This is a genomic window from Methyloterricola oryzae (genome assembly GCF_000934725.1).
Taxonomy (GTDB): domain Bacteria; phylum Pseudomonadota; class Gammaproteobacteria; order Methylococcales; family Methylococcaceae; genus Methyloterricola; species Methyloterricola oryzae.
This window is the reverse complement of the sequence record NZ_JYNS01000002.1, coordinates 429,581-451,713: the sequence shown is the minus strand read 5'-3', so window position 1 is coordinate 451,713 and position 22,133 is coordinate 429,581. Positions and strand designations below refer to the sequence as shown.

Below are 22,133 nucleotides of genomic sequence, written 5' to 3'. Positions count from 1 at the left end.
GGGACCGCATGCAAGCCATGAGCAAGTCTGAAATTATCGAACTGCCGATTCCTCCCCGCGTGCCCCTGAACCAGCTTTCCGAGAGTCTGGAAGCGCAATTGCCTCGCTCTCGCGTTCTGGACCTGAAATGCAGTTTTCACGATACCTTCGACTGGCGACTCTTCCGCGCAGGACTCTGTCTTGCGGGATACACCGGTTCGGAAGACCCCCGCCTCGTGTTGCGCCGCCTTGCCGATGGCAAGGTACTGGCGTGGCAAGGCGAGGTGCGGGAGCCGCCTTACTTTGTCTGGGATCTTGCCGATCAAGACCTGCGGGAGTTGCTTGATCCAGTGGCAGAGATGCGTTCACTAGGCGAACAATTGAGCTTGATTGCCACAGGCGCGCTCCGCGTCAGTGAGGACGGGCAGACACGGCTCAGCCTGTTGCACTGCCGATTGGCCTCCAAAATCGACACACCTGGTCACCCGCTGGGCGACTGGTTGCTGCTGGAAGGACGGATGGAAGCGGGCGGTCCAGCGGCCTTGCTCATGGCGACCCTGGCTCAGCGCTACGCCATCGATACCGCCGCTGAGCCACTCATCCTGCATGCCCTGAGCGCCGAGGCGCGCAGGCCCGAGAATCCTACCCCCTCCCCTGTTCTGGCCCTCGACCCCGCTCAGCGCGCCGATTCGGCCACCCGCGCCATCCTGCTGCGCTTGCTGCAGGCCATGGAAGTGAACGAGCCCGGCTTGCTGGACGGGCGCGACACGGAGTTTCTGCATGATTTCCGGGTCGCCGTGCGCAGGACCCGTTCCGCCCTGGGCCAGGTCAAAGCCGTTCTGCCACCCCGGACCGTGGCGCGCTTCGTGCCCGCCTTTGCCTGGCTGGGGCAGATCACCAGCCTGCCGCGCGATCTGGACGTGTATCTTCTGGGTTTCGAGGATCTCCGGGCGCAGGTGCCCCCGGATCTGCAACCGGCCTTGGAACCCCTGAAGGAATTGATCAAAGAGAAGCGCGTCGCAGCGCACCGCGCTCTGGCCAGGCAACTCGACTCAGGCCGCTACAAGCGGCTTAAGCTGTCCTGGCGCAGGGTGCTGCAGGCATCGCCCCCTCGTCGCCCGCGCGCCGCCAATGCGCGCCGTCCCATCGGCGAGGTGGCGGACGAGCGTATCCTTAAGGTATTCCGCCGCGTGCTCAAACAGGGCAAGGCCATCGCTGACGATTCTCCGGACGAGCAGTTACATGAGTTGCGCAAGTCCTGCAAAAAGTTGCGCTATCTCCTGGAGTTCTTTCAAAGTCTCTACCCAAACGACAGGATCAGGGCGCTGATCAAACATCTCAAAGGCTTTCAGAACCACTTGGGAGAATTACAGGACCTGAGCGCGCAGATCCAGACCTTATACGCACTCGGCCAGGAATTACGTTCTCGGCGGGCCACCGAGGCGGAGACGCTGTTGGCCATGGGCGCCTTGCTGGGCCATCTGGACCGTCAGCGCCGCAAGCTGAGGGAGAGCTTTGAACGCAGTTTCAAGGAATTTGCCGGCGCGGAGAATCACGCACACTATCGCCGGCTGTTTTCTGGCCAACGAACCCGCTTGCAAATTCCAGGCGAAACCCGAGAATAGTGAGATAGGTCGCAAAACGCCCCGCGCTCGAGAGTGCGCCTCAAGGCACTGTCAGGCCGATCGCGGCAGCGGCACCACCCATGACAATAACCAAAACCATAAGAGGGCATGCATGAATGTGACCACGACCCAAGCCGCGGCTATCCCCCAGATCGTGATCGTAGGCGGCGGCGCCGGTGGATTGGAGTTGGCAACCAGTCTGGGCAATTCACTGGGCAAGCGCGGCCAAGCCGAAATCACCCTGATCGACTGCAGCCGCACCCATATCTGGAAACCCTTGCTGCATGAGGTCGCCGCCGGCACCCTGGATTCCCATGACGACGAACTGGACTATCTGGCCCAGGCGCGGCTTAACCATTTCCGCTTCGTGCTGGGACGCATGACCGGTCTGGACCGCGAGCGTAAGCAGGTGCTCATCGCGGCCATCGTCAACGAACAGGGCGAGGAGATTGTGCCGGCGCGCAGCCACCGCTACGATTACCTGGTCATTGCCATCGGCAGCATCTGCAATGACTTCGGCATCACCGGCGTCGCTGACAATTGCATGTTCCTGGACACCACGGAACAGGCCGAACAGTTCCAGAACCGGCTGCTGGAAGCCTATATGCGAGCCCACGCCCACGGCGGCGTCGCCAACGAGGGGGAGTTGGACGTGGCTATCGTCGGCGGCGGAGCCACCGGCATCGAACTCTCGGCACAGTTGCACCAGGCCACCCGGTTGCTGAATGCCTACGGCCTGGACAACGTCAAGCCCAGTGATATCAAGCTGCACTTGATCGAAGCTTCCACCCGTCTCCTTCCGGGACTGCCCGACCGGCTGTCGGAAGCTACGCGACAGCAATTGCTGACGCTCGGCATTCACCTGCACTTAGGCGAGCGCGTGGTGGAGGTCAGCCCGCAAGGCGTCAAGACCGCTTCCGGCCAGTTCATCCCCGCGGCGCTCAAAGTCTGGGCCGCCGGAATCAAGGCTCCGGACTGCCTGCAAGGCGTGGGGGGGCTTGAAACCAACCGCATCAACCAGTTGCTGGTCAAGCCGACCCTGCAAACCACCCGCGACGACCATATTTTCGCGATAGGCGACTGCTGCGCCTGTCCCTGGCCCGAAAAGGGACCGGATGCCACCGTGCCGCCACGGGCTCAGTCAGCGCATCAGATGGCCAGCCTGGTGCGCAAGAACCTGCAACGCTTGCTGGAGAATCAGACGCTGCAAAATTACCGCTACACCGATTACGGTTCCCTGGTTTCCCTGGGAAAATTCAGCACGGTGGGCAACCTCATGGGTAATCTCATGGGCAGCGTGATGATCGAGGGGGCGCTGGCACGCCTCGTTTATCTCTCGCTTTACAAGATGCACCAGATCGCCCTTTTCGGCCCGGTGCGAGTCGCCCTGCTGGTGATTTCCCACTTCTTCCGCAGCCGCCTGCGTCCCAAGATCAAGCTGCATTGATTGAAGCGAAAAGTGCCGGCGGGGCGGTCGCCCCCCGCCGGTTGGGAGCTGACCGTGCGTTTAGCGCGGCAGGGAGGTCACTTCCTGGGCTTTCGGGAAGTCCGCGCCCACACTGATGACAAAACTGGTGACTTCTTCGAAGTTCAAGCTGGACTTGACCACCTTGGATTCGTGCAGGATCACGGTAAAACCGTTGGTGGGGTTGGGCGACGTGGGAATGTAGAGCACGTAGCGGTCACCTTGCCGGTTGGTGACATAGGCCGGCACCCAGACGCCGTCCTTGGGATATTCCACGTAAACCACTTCGCGCGTGTGCTGGTCGCCCTGCCCACGGAACATGTCGATGACCTTCTTGGTCACCCGGTAGACGCTGTTGATGAACGGCAGACGGCCGATCACTAGGTCGAACATGCGAATGATCAGGGATTGACGCAGCTTGGCGATTTCATGGCCGATGTAGGCGAGCAACGCGAACACGCTGAGCAAAACCGCCGCCACCATCCAGTAATGGCCAACCCACTCCTTGATGTTGAACACTGCGTGCAAGGTGAAATTGGTCAGCCAGAACAGGATCTGCATGACGATGAAGATCGGCAGGATGGCCACAGTGCCGATCAGGAAATAGTTGAAAACGGCCTTCATGCCGCCCGATACCGCTGACATTGTTTAACCTCCCGAATTACATGGTTTAATTATTGTAATAGTGCTAGCGCGAGCCTGATCTCACTCGCCTGCAAGCCATTGTAACCGAAAGCCGCCCTCCCCCCCTGAGGCCAGAGCCCCATGCAACCAAGGGCCCAGCGCGGTGAGCTGCTCTTCCAGATGCCAGGGTGGATTGATCACGACCATGCTGCTGCCATTCATGCGCAGCGGCAAATCCTCGGAGAATAGCCGCAGTTCAGCCGCGAGCATCTTACGGATACCGCTGCGCTTCAGTTGACGGTGAAACCAGTCGAGCGTGGCCAGGTCCTGGATGGGATACCAGATGGCGTAAGTGCCCGTGGGCCACCGCTTCCAGGCCTCCTGCAAGGCCTGCAACAGGCGGTTACGCTCGTCCTTCAGTTCAAAGGCGGGATCGATCAGAACCAAACCGCGCCGCTCCTTGGGCGGCAGCAGGGCCTTGAGCGCCTGATAGCCGTCCATTGCCTTCACAAGCACCTGGCGATCCCCCTTGAACTCATCCCCCAGCACGGCGTTTTCCTTGGTATGCAATTCGCACAGCAGCATCCGGTCAGCCGGCCTGAGCCAATGGCGGACAAGCCGCGGTGAGCCGGGGTAGATACGTAAGACCCCATCCACATTGAAGGCACGCACCGCCTCCACATAGTCGGAAACACCTGCCGGCAGGTCGGTTCGCTGCCAAAGCCGAGCAATGCCCGTTTCATACTCCCGGTTCTTGCGCGCCTTCTCCGAATCGAGTGCATAGCGCCCGGCGCCGGCGTGGGTGTCCAGATAGCAGACGGGTTTCTCTTTGAGCAGCAGCGCTTTGAACAGCAGGGTCAGAGTCACGTGCTTGAGAACGTCGGCGTGATTGCCGGCATGATAGGCGTGGCGGTAGCTGAGCATGTCGAGGTCCTTGGGATGGCCGATCAATCTAACCCATGTTGTCAGAAAGTCCAGCACTCATGGCGTTAGATGGTTGCGGTACACTGTCAGATCAAGACTGGAGTTCACCGTGACGGCCCCCATTGCCTTTTATATCACCGCCCATGGCTTCGGCCACGGCGTCAGGTCCAGCGACATCATCCGCGCATACAAGAGGCAGCATCCCGAGCATCCGGTGCATATCGTCAGCGGACTGCCGGCAGCCTTTTTCCAGGCCAGACTGGGCCACGTGCTGAGCCCGTTCGATACCATCCGGAATGCCAGCTTTGACGTGGGCATGGTTCAGAAGGATGCCATCCGCACCGACGTGGAGGCGACGCTGGCCGCCACCCTGGATCTCTGCCACCGAGCAGAAGAATTGGTCCTGGGCGAGCAGGACTATCTGTGCCGAAACGGCATTCGCGCCGTGGTCGCCGACATTCCCGGCATTCCTCTGGCGGCGGCAAAGCGCGCGGGCATTTCAGCCATCGCCATTGGCAACTTCTCCTGGGACTGGATCTACGCGGAATTCGCCGCGCGCGACCCGCGCTGGCAGCCTGTCATTGAGCATTTTCAAGGCTGCTACCGCCAGGCGGACCTGCTGCTGCGCCTGCCTTTCCCCTGCGATACCGGCGCATTTCTGCGGATCGAGGATGTTCCCTTGCTGGCTGAGCCCGGCCGTTCGCGACGGGCTGAACTCGCGCGCGACTTTGGCGCGTCCCTGGAAAAGCGCTGGGTGCTGCTGTCTTTCACTTCCCTGCATTGGGAGCCCGGCGCCCTGCGCAAACTGCAGGCGCTTCAGGATTACGAATTCTTTGTGGTGCGTCCCTTCGACTGGCCGGATACCGGCCTGCACGCCGTGGAACCCGCAAGATATTCCTTTTCCGACGTGGTGGCCTCGGTGGACGTGGTCGTGTCCAAGCCCGGGTTCGGCATCGTCTCGGACTGCATAGCCAATGGGAAACCGCTGATCTATGCGGACCGCACCGATTTCGCCGAATATGAGGTGCTGGTAGATGCCATCCGGCGTTATCTCCGGAACCGCCATATTCCGTCATCCGATTTGTATGCGGGAGACCTGCGCCTTGCCCTGGAGCATGCCCTTACCGCCCCTGAGCCGGCTGAACGCCTGGGCAGAGGCGGCGCCGGCCTTGCGGCGCGCCGAATCTATGAATTGGCGTCTGCTTGAATGTCGGATGCCGCCGGCGACGATCCCTGCCGTTCCCAGGAATCAATGATGGCGCGCAAGCGCGTGCGAGTGTGCGCCAGCCCTATTTCGATCCGCTCGACCGGGAGGCCCAAGTGCGCCCCCATCGCTTGCAGATGGTCAGGCGCTTCGGGGTCGATCCCGGTGTCCAACAGTATCAGCTTGGACGCGAACTCGTTAAAAAACGCCCGTAGGTCCTCGTCGGCGAAGCCCATCTCCGCCAGTCGCGCAGGCCAGTGACGCAACCAGGCCGGCGTCATCAGATAGGCGCCGCGGGTGATGGCCGCATCGACCACGTCAACCGGAGCCACCAGATGAAAGCACTGCTCCTGGGGCAAAAGCTGCAGCGGCGGCATCGCCGCAGGAACGGCCTGCCGTAACTCGGATAGGCAAGACCGTCCCAACGCTACGGCCATTTCGCAGTCCCGAGGCAAGGCGGCGCGGAGGGACTCCCAGCTGACCGGTGGCCTGCCGCAGCGCGCGGGAAAGGCCCCGACCTCGACCAGGCGCCAGCCTTCGGCGGCGATGGCCGCTTCGAGTTCCTGTCGAAAGTTACTGCAGGTCAGCAGGCACAGCTTGCCGGTCATGGCGGCACGATGATATCGGCGGGCACGTTCACCTGGCCCTCTTCAGAATAGGGCCAGGCAATCGACACGGGAACTGCCGTCCAAGGCCAGCGGGAGCAGAAGGGTGGAAAATCCGGCCGCCTTGGCCCTGGGACAGAATTCGGCAGGGTCGCCCTCGTACTCAACGCTAAAGACAGCCTTTTGCGCCTGAATGAACGGCGCCAGCAAGTCGCATTCGTTGTAGGCGAAGCATTGCTCATTGAGTGCCCAATCAAAGTGGCTCAGCAACTGCCGAACCTGAGCCAGATCGTTCTTGAGTCCGATGGACAGGCCGCGCTGGTGCGCCCATGCCGCGAGGGCCCTGTTGTAGGCGAGCTGATGGCGCGGCTTCAGCCGGAAACCGCTCCTGTTCTGATAGCCATCCAGGTTATCCGGCTCGACCCCGTCGCAGCCCTTTGCAACAGCCATATCCAGTCGTGCCTGCATGATGGGCGCCAGCCGCTTCAGCTTGCGTATGTCCAGCCACCGCTCGCCCGGCCATCCCTCCAGTTCCCGGCCCTTGAGTTGCCTGGGAAAGGCCGAAGCATCCGGCCGCCAGTTCTCGAAGGCGCCGGCGTTGAAATAACAGATGACTTTGCGCCCCAGTCCATGCAACTGGTCGATGAGCGATGTGGGTGCTTCGAACAAGTCGATGTCATACACTTGAACGTCGATGTCCGTGGCTACCGCGCCCTGTAACTGCCAATTCCAGGTCGTTCCAGGCTCCGGTTGCCAGGTGTCCGCACGGGCTTGCGCCGTGTATGCCGCGGATGCGACAGCCAACAACACCAGCCGGAAGAGGCACTGGAAAAATCTCGAAAGCGGTCTCATCATCGCGCACCGACGATCTGAGTGGAATGCCCCCATGCTACGCCGTTCGGCGCGTTGGCGCAGCCTGTCAGTTCAAACGCGTCACTGAAAGCCGGACGCTGAACCGCTCCGCCCGGCGGTGACCGGCCGCATCGCAACCCAATGACGACAGGAAGGGCAGCGCCAGTGCAGTTCGTTGCCGCTGAATCCACAGTGGCTGCAGCGGTAACGCACGGCACCCGCGCAAAGCCGGTCGATGGCACGGTCCAAGCGAATAAGCGCTTCCCGTTGCGCTCCGTTCTTCTCTTCCAGCAAGAGCCCGGTCATGGCGTTCAGGGTCTTCAGTGACGGATGGGCTTCCAGCACCCGCTGCAGATGCTCGATGGCACGCCCGTTGCCGCGCTCGGTGCGCAACTGTCGCGCCAGCGCCAGGGCCGCACTCTCAAGGCCATAGGTTTCGTACACGTAGCCCAGATAGCCCATGAGTTCGGCGGGTGATTTGTTCAAGCGTTCGTAGCATATCTGCAGAGGTTCCAGAATCTCCTGGATATAAGCCGGATCCTGCGCCTCAACTTGCTTCAGCGCCAGCAGAGCCTCCTCGTAGAGGCCGTCGCGCATGCGCATGCGGGCCAGAAGCAGGTTGGCGCGCACACATCCTGTGTCTTCGGCCCGCGCTTGTTCGAGCCACTGGAAGGCCTCTTCATTGCGATGGGCGGCCAGGGCTTCCTCGGCCAGTTCGCAAAGAAATTGGGCGACCGACTCCCCATGCGGCAGTTTGCCGAGCCTCGCCAATTTGCGGGTGCACTCGATCGCTTTCTGCCATTCCTTCTCGTGCTGGAAGATGGCCAGCAACTGTTGCAGTGCGGCCCGACCTCGGCCGGGATGGTCGATCAGGTTGCCAAAAATGATTTCGGCGCGGTCAAAAAGTCCCGAACGCAGGTAGTCCAAGCCCAATTCGTACTGTGCCAGGGCCCTCTGTTCGGTATCCAGCACCCCTTTTTGAATCAGGTTTTCATGGATCTCGATGGCCCGCTCTAGATCGCCACGGCGGCGGAACAGGTTACCCAGCGCGATATGGGTCTCGATGGTTTCGCGGTCACTTTCCAGAAGACTCGCGAAGGTGTCGATGGCCTTATCGGTCTTCTCGCTCAGCAGGTAATTGAGGCCACGGCAGTATGCCTGGCGGAATTCTTGGCCTGGGTCGCCCCGGCCTTTCTGGATGTAATGGTTTTTAGCGGCAAACCACCCGGAAGCCGCTGCGACGGGCAGGAGTAGGAACAGCCAGTCCTGCATCAAGCGTCTTTGGAAGCGTTGGAATGCAGTTCTTCGAGCTCGTGCTCAGCCAGCGCCAGCTGTTTTCTCAGGCGGCTATTCTCGGCCTTGAGGCGGAGAACCCGTATGATCTGGACAGCAGCACCGATGGCCACGCCGGCGAGGAGTTCTATGGTCAGCGCAAGCGCCAGGGGCATGCTGATTTTTCCGATGAACAGATTGATGCTCACCGGTTGCAGATTCTTCATGGAAAATGCCAGGGCGATCAGGAAAATGACCGCAAATACCAATGCGTAAATCGCCTTGATCATCGTCGCCCGCAAATTGTCCGTTTTCAGGAAATTTCGCCGTCTTCCGCCGCACGCGCTGCATTGACCCGGTCACGAAGTTCTTTGCCGGGCTTGAAATGCGGCACGTACTTGGAGGTTAGCTCCACGGAGTCGCCGGTTTTAGGATTGCGTCCCACCCGAGGGGGCCGGTAATGCAGGGAGAAACTGCCGAATCCGCGAATTTCGATGCGCTCGCCGCTGGACAGGGATTGGCTCATGTGCTCGATCATCGATTTCACGGCTGACTCAACGTCGTCCGCCGACAAATGTGCGTTCTTCCTGGCCAGTAATTCGATAAGTTCTGATTTAGTCACCGTTGCTTCCACACAATGAGGGGGCATTGCTGCCCCCTAAAAATGGTTCAATCTTATTTTTCCATCTGTTCCTTGAAAATGTCGCCCAAGGTCGGCGTTCCCGCTTGCTGCGAGGTGTAGTCCTTGATGGCCGCGGCCTCTTCCTCCTGATCCTTGGCCTTGATGGACAGGCTGATGCTCTTGGTCTTCTTGTCGACGCCGATGAACTTGGCTTCGACCTCATCGCCCACGCTCAGCGAGGTACGCGCATCTTCCAAACGGTCGCGCTGGATCTCCGAGGCGCGCAGATAGCCTTCCACGCTGTCGGCCAGGGTGATGACGGCGCCCTTGGCGTCCACTTCCTTGACCACGCCCTTGACGATGGCGCCCTTGTCGTTGGCGGCCAGCCAGTTCTGGAACGGGTCCTGCTCCAACTGCTTGATGCCGAGGGAGATGCGCTCGCGCTCCGGATCGATGGCCAGAATTACGGTTTCCACCTCGTCACCCTTCTTGTAGTTGCGGATCGCGTCTTCGCCGGTGGTGCTCCAGGATATGTCGGACAGGTGCACCAAACCATCGATACCGCCATCCAGGCCGATAAAGATACCGAAATCGGTGATTGACTTGATGCTGCCGGCAATCTTGTCGCCCTTCTTGTGGGTGGAGGCGAACTCTTCCCACGGGTTCTGCCTGCACTGCTTCATGCCGAGAGAAATGCGGCGGCGGTCCTCGTCGATATCCAGGACCATGACCTCCACTTCGTCGCCCAACTGGACCACTTTGCTCGGATTGACGTTCTTGTTGGTCCAGTCCATCTCGGACACATGCACCAAGCCTTCCACGCCCTCTTCCAACTCCACGAAGCAGCCGTAGTCGGTGAGATTGCTGACCTTGCCGAACAAGCGGGTGCCGGCCGGATAACGGCGGGCAATGTTCATCCACGGGTCTTCGCCGAGCTGCTTGAGGCCCAAAGAAACGCGGTTCTTCTCCTGGTCGTACTTGAGCACCTTGACCTGGATTTCCTGGCCAATCTGCACGGTCTCGGACGGGTGACGCACGCGCTTCCAGGCCATGTCGGTGATATGCAGCAGGCCGTCGATGCCGCCCAGGTCGATGAACGCGCCGTAATCGGTGAGGTTCTTGACCACGCCGGTGACGGTGGCGCCTTCCTGCAGGCTTTCCAGCAGCGCCTCTTTCTCCGCGCTGTACTCGGATTCCACCACTGCACGGCGGGACAGAACGACGTTGTTGCGCTTCTGGTCGATCTTGATGACCTTGAATTCCAGGTCGCGGCCTTCCAGGAAGGTTGTGTCGCGCACTGGACGCACATCCACCAGGGAGCCGGGCAGGAACGCGCGCAACGCACCGATCGCCACGGTGAAGCCGCCGCGAACCTTGCCGGTGATGCGTCCGACCACGGTTTCATTCTGCTCGTGGGCCGATTCCAGATCGCCCCAGGCCTTCTGCTTGCGGGCCTTGTCACGGGACAGGAGTGTGGCCCCCAGACCGTCCTCCAGCATATCCAGGGCCACTTCCACCTGGTCGCCCACCTGGACTTCCAACTGCCCGTCCGCATTCAGGAACTGCCACTTGGGGATAACGCCCTCGGACTTGAGGCCGGCGTTGACTACGACCACGTCCTGGCCGATGTCCACGACGGTACCGGAAACGATGGAACCCGGACGCATCTCGGCCTTGGCCAAGCTCTCTTCAAACAACTCTGCAAAGCTTTCGCTCATAAACTGTACTTCTTTTCAGCTTCATACCGGCAAGCAATGCCAGCCGAAGCCGTCTGTGATATGTTGAACAAAGCCGGCGGCGTGTGGCCGGCAACCCGATTGACCTGCAAAGCGCTGACGTTAAGCCCGAATCAGCACGATTGCAGTATCTCGAGACAACGGGCGATGACCGCTTCGATGCTCATGGCGGAGGAGTCCACCAGATGCGCATCGTCGGCCATCTTCAAGGGGGCCTGGCTGCGTTCCCTATCGCGCCGGTCCCTTTCCTCGATCTCTCGCGTCAAGTCGGGTAGGCTAACATCGACGCCCTTCTCTTTCAACTGCTTATATCGCCTGAGGGCGCGTTCTTCGGCACTGGCTGTAAGAAAAATCTTGCACCCGGCATCCGTGAAGACCACGGTGCCCATATCACGGCCATCGGCCACCAGTCCCGGCGCCTTGCGAAAGCCACGCTGCTTCTGCAGCAGCGCATCGCGCACCGGCCCCAGGGCAGCCACCCGGGAAGCCGCGTCGCCCGTGACTTCCAGGCCGAGGAGCGGGCTTACGTCGGCGCCATTGAGGATTACCAGGGGCGGTTCGCCCGGCTCGAAACGCAGGTCCATGGCGGTGGCGGTGCGCACGATGCCATCCACATCGTCCAGGGCCAGTTGGGCGTCCAGGGCGGCGATGGCCAGAGCGCGGTAAATGGCGCCGCTGTCCAGGTAATGCCAGCCCAGGCGCTGCGCGATGGCCCGGCTCACGGTGCCTTTGCCCGCGCCGCTGGGCCCATCCAGGGTCATCACGGGGACGTTCTGTGCCATGTCAATCCTCCAGGGCTTCGATCCCCAATCCCAGAGACGCGGCTAGCGTAACGAACCCCGGAAAGGATGTGTTGACATTGGCGCAGTCGCGCACCTCGATAGACCCGCGGGCCCGCAGAGCCGCGATTGCAAAGGACATGGCGATGCGGTGGTCGCCGTGGGATTCGATTTCGCCGCCGCTCATGGGGCCGGGTTGAATCACCATGCCATCCGGCGTGGGCCGGGCGTCGACACCTAGGACCTGCAAACCGTCCGCCATCACCTGGATGCGGTCACTCTCCTTGACCCGCAGTTCCTCCGCCCCGCTCAGACGGGTTTCGCCTTCGGCGCAGGCCGCGGCGATGAAAAGGGCCGGGAATTCATCGATGGCCAGGGGCACGAATTCTTCCGGGATCGCGGCGCCCCGCAGCGGCGCGGAGCGTACCCGCAGATCCGCCACCGGCTCTCCGCCCACCTCGTGCAGGTTCAGTAATTCGATGTCCGCCCCCATCAGGCGCAATATGTCGATCACACCGGTACGCGTGGGGTTCATGCCCACATGGCGCAGGGTGATGTCGGCACCGGGGGCTATGGATGCGCCCACCAGGAAAAACGCGGCCGAGGAAATATCGCTGGGCACATCGATGTCGCAGCCTGTCAGCAGGCCTCCGGAGCGCACGGCGATGCGACTGCCCTGTCGCCGCACCGGATAGCCGAAACCGGCCAGCATGCGCTCGCTGTGGTCCCGGGTGGGGGCGGGCTCGGTGACGCTGGTCTCGCCCTCGGCATAAAGCCCAGCGAGCAGCAGACAGGACTTGACCTGGGCGCTGGCCACCGGCATGTCGTAATGGATGCCGCGCAGCATGGCGTTGCCATAAATGCGCAAGGGCGCGGTGCCATCGGGCGAGGTGTCGATGCGGGCGCCCATGCGGCGCAAGGGCTCGGTCACGCGGCGCATGGGACGGCGGGTGAGTGAGGCATCGCCGGTCAGCACCGTGTCGAAGGCCTGGCCCGCCAACAAGCCGCTCAAAAGGCGCATGGATGTGCCGGAGTTGCCGAGATACAGGGGCTCGGACGGCGCCTTGAGCCCCCGCAATCCGACGCCGTGCACGGTGACCCGGCCTTCTTCCGGGCCTTCGATGCCCACACCCATGGCGCGGAAGGCGTTCATGGTGGCCAGGCAATCCTCGGCCTGGAGGAAGCCCGTTACCCGGGTGGTCCCTTCGGCGATGGCGCCCAGCATGATGGAGCGGTGGGAGATCGACTTGTCTCCCGGCACGCGCGCGGTGCCGTTTAAGCTGCCTCCCGGTGCGATCCTGAAACGGAGGGTGGATTGGCTCATGCTCATTTTTCCAATTGATCGAGAAATCGTTGCCGCGCCTGGCGCGCATCCATGAAAAAACTCAGAAGCTCGCCCGAGGCCTCGCGCGACAATAGCTGGTTAACGCTCTCCAGTTCCTGCTGCAACTGGCGGATCAAGGGCGCGATCTGCTCGCGATTGGCCATGCAGATATCCAGCCACATGGTCGGGTCGCTCGAGGCGATGCGGGTGAAGTCGCGAAATCCGCCGGCGGCGTACTGGAAGATTTCCTCTTGCTCATCCTTGCGGCCTAGCATGTGCACCAGGGTGAAGGCCAGGACATGGGGCAGGTGGCTGGTGGCGGCCAGGACGGCGTCGTGATGATCCGGGTCCATACGCGACACCCTGGCGCCGATCGCGTTCCAGAACGCTTCCACCGAATCGAGTTTGCCGGCGTCGGTGTTCGCCAAAGGCGTCAGGATGACCCGCTTGCCCGCATACAAGGCCTCAGACGACGCCTCCACACCGCTACGCTCCGCGCCCGCGATGGGGTGTCCCGGCACGAAATTGGGGGGAGTCGCACCAAACAGGGCGTTCAAAGCGGCGACGATATTGCCCTTGGTGCTGCCGGCATCGGTATAGATCGCATCTAGGTTCCAGGCCAGCTTGAGTTCGGCCAGCACGGAACCGATCGCCCCGACTGGCGTGGCGACAAAAACCCAGTCAGAACCCTCGGCGCCCTCCTCCACCGACCGAAAGCCCCGGTCGATCACCCCCAGTTCCTCGGCTCGGGCCAGGTTCGATGGGTCCCGGTCGACTCCGACGATCTCGCTGCAAAGCCCCCGCGCCCGTACCGCGCGCGCTACGGACCCGCCGATCAGACCGACACCGATGATGCAGAGCCTTCGGATCATGGGCTTAGCACGCGGTCCAATGCGTCCAGAAAAATCTGGTTTTCCGTTTCGGTTCCCACCGTCACCCGCAGGTGATAGGGCAGGCCATAATTGGCCACCGGCCGCACGATCACGCCTTCCCGCAACAAGGCATCGTACACGGGACCGGCAGCGCGGCCCACGTCGACGGTGATGAAATTCCCCACGGAGGGAATGAATTGCAGATCGCGCTCGGCGAAGGCCTCGCTCAATTGCTTCAAGCCGCGGCGGTTCAGCTTCACGGTGCGGGCCAGATGTTCGGTATCGTCCAGAGCGGCTGTGGCGGCGACCAACGCCAGGGAATTCACGTTGAAGGGCTGGCGCACCCGGTTCAGGAAATCAGCGATTTCCGGGCTGGACACGGCGTAGCCCACCCGCAATCCCGCCAGCCCGTAGGCCTTGGAGAAGGTGCGGGTGACGATGAGATTAGGGAAGTCCTTGAGCAGGGCGATGCCATCCGGGTATTTCGGTTCGTCCACATACTCAAAATAGGCTTCGTCCAGCACAACCAATGTGTTGTCTGGAAGGGCCTTGAGGAACGCAACTAGGTCTTTGCGTCCGAAATGGGTGCCGGTGGGATTGTTGGGATTGGCCAGGAACACCACCCGCACCTGCTCATCGCTCAATGCCGCCATGGCGGTCAGATCATGTCCGTAGCGGGGACCGCGCTCGCCAGCATGGGCGGGGGCTACCCGCGCCGTCGCGCCCACCGCCTGGGTGGCAATGGGGTAGACGGCGAAAGCATGCTGCGAGAACACGGCAGCCGACTCCGGAGACAAGAACGCGCGCGCCACCATGTCGAGCACATCGTTAGAACCGTTGCCCAGGGTAATCTGCGCCGCGTCCACCGCCAGCTTGTGCGACAAGATGGCCTTGAGCTCGAATCCGGCGCCATCGGGATAGAGGTGCAACGCGTCCAGAGCCCCCCTGGCGGCTTCCAGGGCCTTGGGACTCGGGCCCAGGGGGTTCTCGTTGGACGCCAGCTTGACGATCCGGCTCAAGCCGAGTTCGCGTTCCAGTTCGGCGATGGGCTTGCCCGGCTGGTAGGGAGTGAGCCGGCGTACACCGGGCACGGCGAGGTCTTCGATGCTCATGGAGGGCTGATGGCTACGCGAATGTGGAGGACCGAGTGAGTCAGGATCAGCCGACGGCACGGGGATAGGAGCCGAGGATTTTGAGCATGCTCACGTCCTTTTCCAGTTCCTTCAGCGCCTCGGCCAGGGGATGGTCGTCCCGGTGCCCTTCCACGTCGATGAAGAACACATAATCCCAGGCACCCCGGCGGGATGGCCGCGATTCGATCTTGCTCATGCTGAGCTGGAAGCGGGCAAAAGGTTCCAGGGTGTTGTACAGCGCCCCCGGATAGTTCCTGGTGGACACCAGCAGCGAGGTCTTATCGCATCCGGTCGGGCCGACCGGGTTGCGTCCGATCACCAGGAAACGCGTGGTGTTGTTGGGATCGTCCTCGATGTTGCGTTCGAGGATTCCCAGATCGTAAAGCCCGGCCGCGACTTCCCCCGCGATGGCGGCGCTGTCGGGAGTGCCGGAGGCGAGGTGCGCGGCTTCCGCATTGCTGCTTACCGCAATGCGCTCCGCGCCGGGCAGATAGCGGTCCAGCCAGGCCCGGCACTGCGCGAGGGACTGCTGGTGCGAATAGACCTTGCGTACCAGCGTAAAGTCGTCCAGTCGGCTCAGGAGGTTGTGGTGTATGCGCAATACCACCTCGCCCGCGATCAGCAGCGGCGACTGCACGAAACTGTCCAGGGTGTGTGTGATCACACCTTCGGTGGAGTTTTCCACCGGCACCACGCCGAACTGGCAGTTACCGCTTTCCACCGCCCGGAAGATCTCGTCGATGGCCGGCAGCGGCACTGCCTGCACCGCATGGCCGAAATGCTTGTAGGCGGCCTGCTGAGTAAACGTGCCTTCAGGCCCCAGGAAGGCCACTGCAAGGGGCTTTTCCAGGGCCAGGCACTCGGACATGACCTCGCGGAAAAAGCGCACCACCGCCTCCCGGGACAGCGGGCCCGGATTGTTGGCCGCCACGCGCCGCAGCACTTCGGCCTCCCGCTCAGGACGATAGAAACAATCGTCTTCGCCGGACCGGGTTTTGGTCTCCGCCACCTGCTGGGCGCAGCGCGCCCGCTGGTTCAGCAAGTCCAGGATGCGATCGTCGATCGCGTCGATCTGTGCGCGCAACTGCGCGAGGGTCGGATCGGCTGCCATGAGTTCTGATGTTTTCGGCCGGCCTTTGCCTCAGAGAGTCCGCGCCGTCAGGACGCCGCTGATGCCGCGGATCTTCTCCAGAGTCGCCGCCGGCACGTCCGCGCTGAGGTCGACCAGGGTATAGGCGTAGTCCCCGCGCGATTTGTTGAGGAGATCGATAATGTTCAGGTTGGCCTCGGCCAGGGCGCTGGAGATCTGGCCCACCATGTTCGGCACGTTCTCGTTGGCGACGCCCAGACGGAAACCTTCCGTGCGCGGCATGATCACCTCCGGGAAGTTCACCGAATTGCGGATGTTGCCATTTTCCAGGTAATCGCGGATCTGGTCGGCCACCATCACCGCGCAGTTGTCCTCCGCTTCCTCGGTGGAGGCGCCGATGTGCGGCAGCAGGATCACGCCCTTCTTGTTCATCAGGCTGGCGGTGGGGAAATCACAGACGTAGGCGCCCAGCTTGCCTTCCTCCAGGGCCTGCGCGAGGCTGGCGTCATCGGCGATTCCGGCACGGGAGAAGTTGAGCAGCACCGCGCCTTTCTTCATCAGGCCGATACGGGCGGCGTTGATGATCTGGCGGGTCTGGTCGTTGAGGGGTACATGCAGGCTCAGAAAATCCGCCTTGCTCACCAGGTCGTCCACGCTGGCGGCCTTCTCCACCGAGGAGGAGAGTTGCCAGGCGCTGTCCACGGTCAGCAGCGGATCGAAACCCACTACCTTCATCCCCAGGGCCAGGGCGGTGTTGGCCACGCGCACGCCGATGGCGCCAAGGCCCAGGACGCCCAGGGTCTTGCCGGCCAACTCGATGCCGGCGAAGTTCTTCTTGCCTTTTTCCACCGCCTGGCTCAGCACCTCGTCATCGCCGCTCAGGCCACGAGTGAAGTCCCAGGCCGCGCAAATGTGGCGCGAGGCCAGCAACATGCCGGCAATGGTCAGTTCCTTCACCGCATTGGCGTTGGCCCCCGGCGCATTGAACACCGGGATGCCGCGCTTGGAATAGTCGGGAACGGGAATGTTGTTGACGCCGGCGCCGGCGCGTCCCACGCATTTCACCGAATCCGGGATGGGCACGCCGTGCAGCTTGAAGGAACGCAGCATAATGGCATCCGGGTGCTGGATCTCCGAGGCGATCTCGTAGCGATCGCGCGGCAGCCGTTCCAGACCTGCGACGGAAATATTGTTGTAGGTCAATACCTTGTACATGACAGATCCTCAGCCGTACTTGCGTTCGAACTCGCCCATGAAGGCGATCAGGGCGTCCACGCCGGCCTCCGGCATGGCGTTGTAGATGCTGGCGCGCATGCCGCCCACCTGACGGTGGCCTTCCAGGGTCACCAGTCCGGCAGACTTGGCTTCGCTGGCAAAGGTCTTCTCCAGCTCGGCCTTGGCCAGGCGGAACGGCACATTCATGCGCGAGCGGTATGCCGGTTCGACGGGATTGGAGTAGAACGGCGAGGCGTCGATTGCGGCATACAGCTTGGCCGACTTGCGGATGTTGACCTGTTCCATGGCGGCAAGCCCTCCCTGCCCTTTCAACCACTCCAGCACCAGGCCCAGTAGATACCAATTGTAGGTGGGCGGCGTGTTGAGCATGGAGCCGTTGTCCGACAGTTTTTTCAGATCCAGGATGCCTGGCGTTCCCGGCAGCACCTGGCCCAGCAGATCCTCGCGCACGATGACCACGGCGATGCCGGCAGGTCCCATGTTCTTCTGGGCTCCGGCGTAGATGAGGCCGTAGCGGCTGACATCCACTGGACGCGACAGGATGTTCGAGGACATGTCGCACACCAGGGGCAAACCGTTCGCGTCCGGGATGTCCTGGAACTCCACGCCGTTGATGGTCTCGTTGGAGGTGTAGTGCAGGTAGGCGGCATCGGCGGGCACATTCCAGGTCTCTCGCCCAGGAATGGTGGTGTAGCCGCCCTCCTTGGTGCTGGCGGCCAATGCCACCTGGCAGTACATCTTGGCTTCCGAGATGGCCTTTTCCGACCACAGTCCGGTGCTCACATAGCAAGCGGTGGTCTTGCCCCGCAGCAGGTTCATGGGGACGGCGGCAAACTGGCCGGTCGCCCCGCCCTGCACGAACAGCACCTTGTAATCGGCCGGCACCGCCAGCAGTTCACGCAGGTCCGCCTCGGCCTTCTCGGCGATGGCGACGAAGCTTTTGCCGCGGTGACTCATTTCCATCACCGACATGCCGGTATCGCCCCACTCCAGCATTTCATCGCGCGCCCGTTGCAGCACCGGCTCGGGCAGCATGGAAGGCCCGGCGCTGAAGTTGTAGACCCTGGACATAGTCACCTCAAGTTTGGTTAAGCAAATCGGCGGGCCCGCAGCCCGGCAAGAACCCCGGTGGCTGGATCAAACACGACGCCACGCAGGCGCTCATGCGCCGCTGCCGCCGATACGGGCCGTATTCTGGGTTCTGACTGTTTCAATATCCTTTCACGAGTGCCGGAATCGAGTGCGTGGCCGAACAGGCGAACCCGGCATTCTTAACAGGGCGCTTATTCAATGGGCTCCGCTTGCTCGCCGTCGGACTCTGGTTCGCCTTCCCCACCATTCTCATCACCGGGTAGATTGGCGATGCGATCAACGCCGACCACCTTCTCGCCCTCGCTCAGGCGGATCACAGTGACGCCCTGGGTATTGCGCCCCAGTTCGCGGATTTCGGCGACCCGGGTGCGCACCAGGGTGCCGGCGTCGGTGATCAGCATGATCTCGTCAGGCTCATCCACCAGCACGGCCGCAACCACCTGTCCATTGCGCTCCGAGGTCTGGATGGCGATCACACCCTGGCCGCCACGGCGGTGGCGCGGGAACTCCGACAGGGCGGTGCGCTTGCCGAAGCCATTCTCGGTGATATTGAGCACCGTGCCGTCGCTGGCGATGATCAGGGCGATGACCTTCTGCCCTTCGTTCAGGCTCATGCCGCGCACGCCGGTTGCGGTGCGCCCCATGGCGCGCACGTCGGTCTCGTTGAAGCAGACCACCTTGCCATCGCTGCTGAACAGCATCACATCCTGGGTGCCGTTGGTGATAGCCACGTCCACCAGGCGATCATCCTCGCGCAGGTCCACGGCGATCTTGCCGCTGGGCCGCGGCCGCTCGAATTCGGTCAGCACCACCTTCTTCACCGTGCCGGAGGTGGTGGCCATGAAGATGTAATGATCCTCGTCAAACTCGCGGATGGGCAGGATGGCGTTGACCTTTTCTCCTTCCTCCAGCGGAAGCAGGTTGACGAAGGGCCGGCCGCGCGCGGTGCGGCTGGCCACAGGCAGTTCGTAGACCTTGAGCCAGTAGACCTTGCCGGCGCTGGAGAAGCACAGGATGGTGTCGTGGGTATTCGCCACGATCAGCTTCTCGATGTAGTCCTCTTCCTTCGTCGCCGCCGCCTGCTTGCCGCGCCCGCCGCGGCGCTGCGCGCGATAATCGGTCAGGGGCTGCGATTTGACGTAACCCTCGTGGGATACCGTCACCACCACGTCTTCCTCGGTGATCAGATCCTCGGCGCACAAGTCCAACTGTGTGGTGATGATCTCGGTACGGCGGGCATCGCCAAACTGGTCGCGTACCGCTACCAGTTCGTCGCGGATGACTTCAAGAAGGCGCACGTCGCTGGCCAGGATGGCGAGAAGTTCGTCGATCTTGCCGAGCAATTCCTTGTATTCGGCGATGATTTTCTCCTGCTCCAGCCCGGTGAGGCGGTGCAGGCGCAGATCCAGGATGGCCTGGGCCTGGGCGGGCGAAAGGCGGTAGGCGCCTTCGACCAGGCCGAACTCGCGGCCCAGGTCATCGGGGCGGGAACGCCACTCGTCCTCGGCGCGGGCCAGCAGTTCGGTCACCACGCCCGGCTGCCAGCTGCGGCCCAACAGACGCGCCTTGGCCTCGGCAGGGCTGGGCGAGGTCTTGATGGCCTCGATGATCTCATCGATATTGGCCAGCGCGACGGCCAGGCCTTCCAAAATGTGCGCGCGTTCCCGCGCCTTGCGCAGTTCGAAGATGGTGCGCCGGGTCACCACCTCGCGGCGGTGGTCGATGAAGGCGACTAGCAGTTCCTTCAAATTCATGCAGCGCGGGCGGCCGTCCAGCAGGGCCACCATGTTGATGCCGAACACGCTCTGCATCTGGGTCTGCTGGTACAGGTTGTTGAGCACCACGTCCGGCACCTCGCCGCGCCGCAGCTCAATCACCATGCGCATGCCATCCTTGTCGGATTCGTCGCGCAGGCCGGAGATGCCCTCTAGCTTGCCGTCCTTGACCAACTCGGCGATCTTCTCCAGCAGCCTGGCCTTGTTTACCTGGTAGGGCAGTTCGCTGACGATGATGGACTGGCGTGCGCCCTCCTCGCCTTCGAAATGGCAGCGGGCGCGCAGGTAGATGCGGCCACGTCCGGTGAGATAGGCCTCGCGTATGCCCGCCGCGCCGTTGATCAGTCCCGCGGTGGGGAAGTCCGGCCCGGGCACCAGGGCCATCAGTTCGTGGATGCTGGCCCCCGGATTTTCGATCAGGGTCAGGCAGGCATTGATGACTTCGGTCAGGTTGTGTGGCGGGATGTTGGTCGCCATGCCCACCGCGATGCCGGCAGAGCCGTTGATCAGCAGGTTGGGGATGCGCGTCGGCAGGACCGAGGGTTCCCGCTCGGACTCGTCATAGTTGGGGACGAAATCGACGGTTTCCTTGTCCAGATCGGCAAGCAGGTCATGGGCGATGCGCGACATGCGCACCTCGGTGTACCGCATGGCCGCCGGCGGATCGCCATCCACCGAGCCGAAGTTGCCCTGGCCGTCGACCAGCATGTAGCGCAGGGAAAACGGCTGGGCCATGCGCACGATGGTGTCGTAGACCGCGGAGTCGCCGTGGGGGTGGTATTTACCGATGACGTCACCCACCACGCGGGCGGATTTCTTATAGGGCTTGTTCCAGTCGTTACCCAGTTCCTGCATGGCGTACAGCACCCGGCGGTGCACTGGTTTCAGCCCATCGCGGGCATCGGGCAAGGCACGACCCACGATGACGCTCATGGCGTAGTCCAGATAGGACTGCTTCATCTCGTCTTCGAGGCTGACTGGTATGATTTCTTTGGCGAAAGAAGACATCAGGTCCGTGTTGTTCTGCGATAAAAGCGAGGAAAGACGTTACTCCGTTTACGCGCCGAGGCCAGTTCGGTTGGCCTGTCTCGTTCTGAAGCGCCAGCCCGGGATTATATCACGCCACGCCGTTTGGAGGGTTTTGCGACTATGGCCATCGGCAGCAGCGCGACAGTTCGATCTGCTAAAATGCGCGCCCTGAAAGGACCCGAGCACACAAGCCCCATGACTTCAAGCGATTCCGCCCAGCATCGCCCCATCCGCAGCTTCGTGCTGCGACAAGGACGCATCACCGAGGCCCAGCGCCAGGCCCTGGACCTGCTGTGGCCCCGCTACGGCATCGAACCGGCGGATTGCCGCGCGCCTGCCCTGCTGTTTCCGCAGCCCCAACCTCTGGTGCTTGAGATCGGCTTCGGCAATGGGGAAAGCCTGACGCAGATGGCGGCGGCCACGCCGGAGCGGAATTTTCTCGGGATCGAAGTGCATCGCCCCGGTGTTGGACATGCCTTGTTGCGCATCGAGGAACTGGGCCTGAAGAACGTGCGGGTCTGCTGCGCCGACGCGGTGGAGGTGCTGAAGCAATTCATTCCCGACGCTTCGTTGGCAGGTATCCAGGTGTTCTTTCCGGACCCTTGGCACAAGAAAAGGCATCACAAGCGCCGCCTCATCAATCCGGAGTTCACCGAGCTTGCCGCCCGCAAACTGAAGACGGGGGGTGTGCTGCATGCGGCCACCGACTGGCATGACTATGCGCTGCAGATGCTTGAGGTACTGGAAGGCTGTGAGGCCCTGAAAAACCAGGCGGGTGCCAGACAGTTCAGCGAGCGCCCGGCGCACCGTCCGCTCACCAAATTCGAGTCACGCGGCCAGCGCCTAGGTCACGGGGTGTGGGACTTGCTGTTCGAAAAGCGCCCCTGAGCAGGGA

20 protein-coding genes are annotated in these 22,133 nt (G+C 62.3%); 4 read left to right on the top strand and 16 right to left on the bottom strand.

The window, feature by feature from the left end; genetic code table 11:
• The first annotated feature begins 17 nt into the window (after positions 1-17).
• Both EK23_RS21535 and EK23_RS05745 read left to right on the top strand, forming a co-directional pair.
• The gene (locus tag EK23_RS21535; RefSeq protein ID WP_158002453.1) at positions 18-1,604 is read left to right on the top strand and encodes a CYTH and CHAD domain-containing protein; all 1,587 of its coding nucleotides are present in this window, start codon (positions 18-20) and stop codon (positions 1,602-1,604) included.
• A gap of 112 nt (positions 1,605-1,716) precedes the next feature.
• A complete protein-coding gene (locus EK23_RS05745; RefSeq protein WP_045224322.1) occupies positions 1,717-3,051 on the top strand; it encodes an NAD(P)/FAD-dependent oxidoreductase in 1,335 nt (444 codons plus the stop codon).
• Between the two features lie 60 nt (positions 3,052-3,111).
• Here the strand turns inward: EK23_RS05745 and EK23_RS05740 are convergent, their stop codons facing one another.
• The gene (locus tag EK23_RS05740; protein ID WP_052807951.1) at positions 3,112-3,714 is read right to left on the bottom strand and encodes a DUF502 domain-containing protein; all 603 of its coding nucleotides are present in this window, start codon (positions 3,712-3,714) and stop codon (positions 3,112-3,114) included.
• 60 nt (positions 3,715-3,774) lie between these two features.
• Positions 3,775-4,617 carry a 23S rRNA (adenine(2030)-N(6))-methyltransferase RlmJ gene (locus EK23_RS05735; RefSeq protein ID WP_045224457.1) on the bottom strand — a complete coding sequence of 281 codons (843 nt, stop codon included), beginning with the start codon at positions 4,615-4,617 and terminating at the stop codon, positions 3,775-3,777.
• A 109-nt stretch (positions 4,618-4,726) separates the two neighbouring features.
• Between EK23_RS05735 and EK23_RS05730 the strand changes: the two genes are divergently transcribed.
• Positions 4,727-5,824: a hypothetical protein gene (locus EK23_RS05730; RefSeq protein WP_045224321.1), complete on the top strand. Its 1,098-nt coding sequence runs from the start codon at positions 4,727-4,729 to the stop codon at positions 5,822-5,824.
• Here EK23_RS05730 and EK23_RS05725 read toward each other — a convergent pair.
• From EK23_RS05725 to gyrA, 14 genes are all read right to left on the bottom strand, one after another.
• Positions 5,803-6,429, bottom strand: coding sequence for a DUF1638 domain-containing protein (locus tag EK23_RS05725; RefSeq protein WP_045224320.1), 627 nt, complete (start codon positions 6,427-6,429; stop codon positions 5,803-5,805). The genes EK23_RS05730 and EK23_RS05725 overlap by 22 nt on opposite strands.
• Positions 6,430-6,471: 42 nt before the next feature.
• The gene (locus EK23_RS05720; RefSeq protein WP_200892096.1) at positions 6,472-7,230 is read right to left on the bottom strand and encodes an endo alpha-1,4 polygalactosaminidase; all 759 of its coding nucleotides are present in this window, start codon (positions 7,228-7,230) and stop codon (positions 6,472-6,474) included.
• A 129-nt stretch (positions 7,231-7,359) separates the two neighbouring features.
• Positions 7,360-8,550, bottom strand: coding sequence for a lipopolysaccharide assembly protein LapB (lapB, locus tag EK23_RS05715; protein ID WP_045224318.1), 1,191 nt, complete (start codon positions 8,548-8,550; stop codon positions 7,360-7,362).
• Positions 8,550-8,840: a LapA family protein gene (locus EK23_RS05710; protein ID WP_045224317.1), complete on the bottom strand. Its 291-nt coding sequence runs from the start codon at positions 8,838-8,840 to the stop codon at positions 8,550-8,552. Before EK23_RS05710 ends, lapB begins: the two co-directional genes overlap by 1 nt.
• Before the next feature lie 23 nt (positions 8,841-8,863).
• A complete protein-coding gene (locus EK23_RS05705; protein WP_045224456.1) occupies positions 8,864-9,172 on the bottom strand; it encodes an integration host factor subunit beta in 309 nt (102 codons plus the stop codon).
• A 53-nt stretch (positions 9,173-9,225) separates the two neighbouring features.
• A complete protein-coding gene (rpsA, locus tag EK23_RS05700) occupies positions 9,226-10,890 on the bottom strand; it encodes a 30S ribosomal protein S1 (RefSeq protein WP_045224316.1) in 1,665 nt (554 codons plus the stop codon).
• A 131-nt stretch (positions 10,891-11,021) separates the two neighbouring features.
• Positions 11,022-11,690, bottom strand: a complete 669-nt coding sequence (cmk, locus tag EK23_RS05695; protein ID WP_045224315.1) for a (d)CMP kinase — start codon at positions 11,688-11,690, stop codon at positions 11,022-11,024.
• Between the two features lies 1 nt (position 11,691).
• Positions 11,692-13,011: a 3-phosphoshikimate 1-carboxyvinyltransferase gene (aroA, locus tag EK23_RS05690; protein ID WP_045224314.1), complete on the bottom strand. Its 1,320-nt coding sequence runs from the start codon at positions 13,009-13,011 to the stop codon at positions 11,692-11,694.
• A 2-nt stretch (positions 13,012-13,013) separates the two neighbouring features.
• Positions 13,014-13,883: a prephenate dehydrogenase gene (locus tag EK23_RS05685; protein WP_045224313.1), complete on the bottom strand. Its 870-nt coding sequence runs from the start codon at positions 13,881-13,883 to the stop codon at positions 13,014-13,016.
• Entirely contained in the window at positions 13,880-14,995 is a 1,116-nt protein-coding gene (hisC, locus tag EK23_RS05680) for a histidinol-phosphate transaminase (protein WP_045224312.1), read from the bottom strand. The genes EK23_RS05685 and hisC overlap by 4 nt, the downstream gene beginning before the upstream one ends.
• Positions 14,996-15,041: 46 nt before the next feature.
• On the bottom strand, positions 15,042-16,127 hold the full coding sequence (gene pheA, locus EK23_RS05675) for a prephenate dehydratase (protein WP_045224311.1): 1,086 nt from the start codon (positions 16,125-16,127) through the stop codon (positions 15,042-15,044).
• A gap of 30 nt (positions 16,128-16,157) precedes the next feature.
• Positions 16,158-17,321 (bottom strand): phosphoglycerate dehydrogenase, encoded by a 1,164-nt coding sequence (locus EK23_RS05670; RefSeq protein ID WP_045224310.1) that lies wholly within the window; start codon positions 17,319-17,321, stop codon positions 16,158-16,160.
• Positions 17,322-17,330: 9 nt separating this feature from the next.
• Entirely contained in the window at positions 17,331-18,413 is a 1,083-nt protein-coding gene (gene serC, locus EK23_RS05665) for a 3-phosphoserine/phosphohydroxythreonine transaminase (protein ID WP_045224309.1), read from the bottom strand.
• Between the two features lie 212 nt (positions 18,414-18,625).
• Positions 18,626-21,217, bottom strand: a complete 2,592-nt coding sequence (gyrA, locus tag EK23_RS05660) for a DNA gyrase subunit A (RefSeq protein WP_045224308.1) — start codon at positions 21,215-21,217, stop codon at positions 18,626-18,628.
• A 216-nt stretch (positions 21,218-21,433) separates the two neighbouring features.
• Between gyrA and trmB the strand changes: the two genes are divergently transcribed.
• Entirely contained in the window at positions 21,434-22,126 is a 693-nt protein-coding gene (gene trmB, locus EK23_RS05655) for a tRNA (guanosine(46)-N7)-methyltransferase TrmB (RefSeq protein WP_045224307.1), read from the top strand.
• Positions 22,127-22,133: the final 7 nt, after the last annotated feature.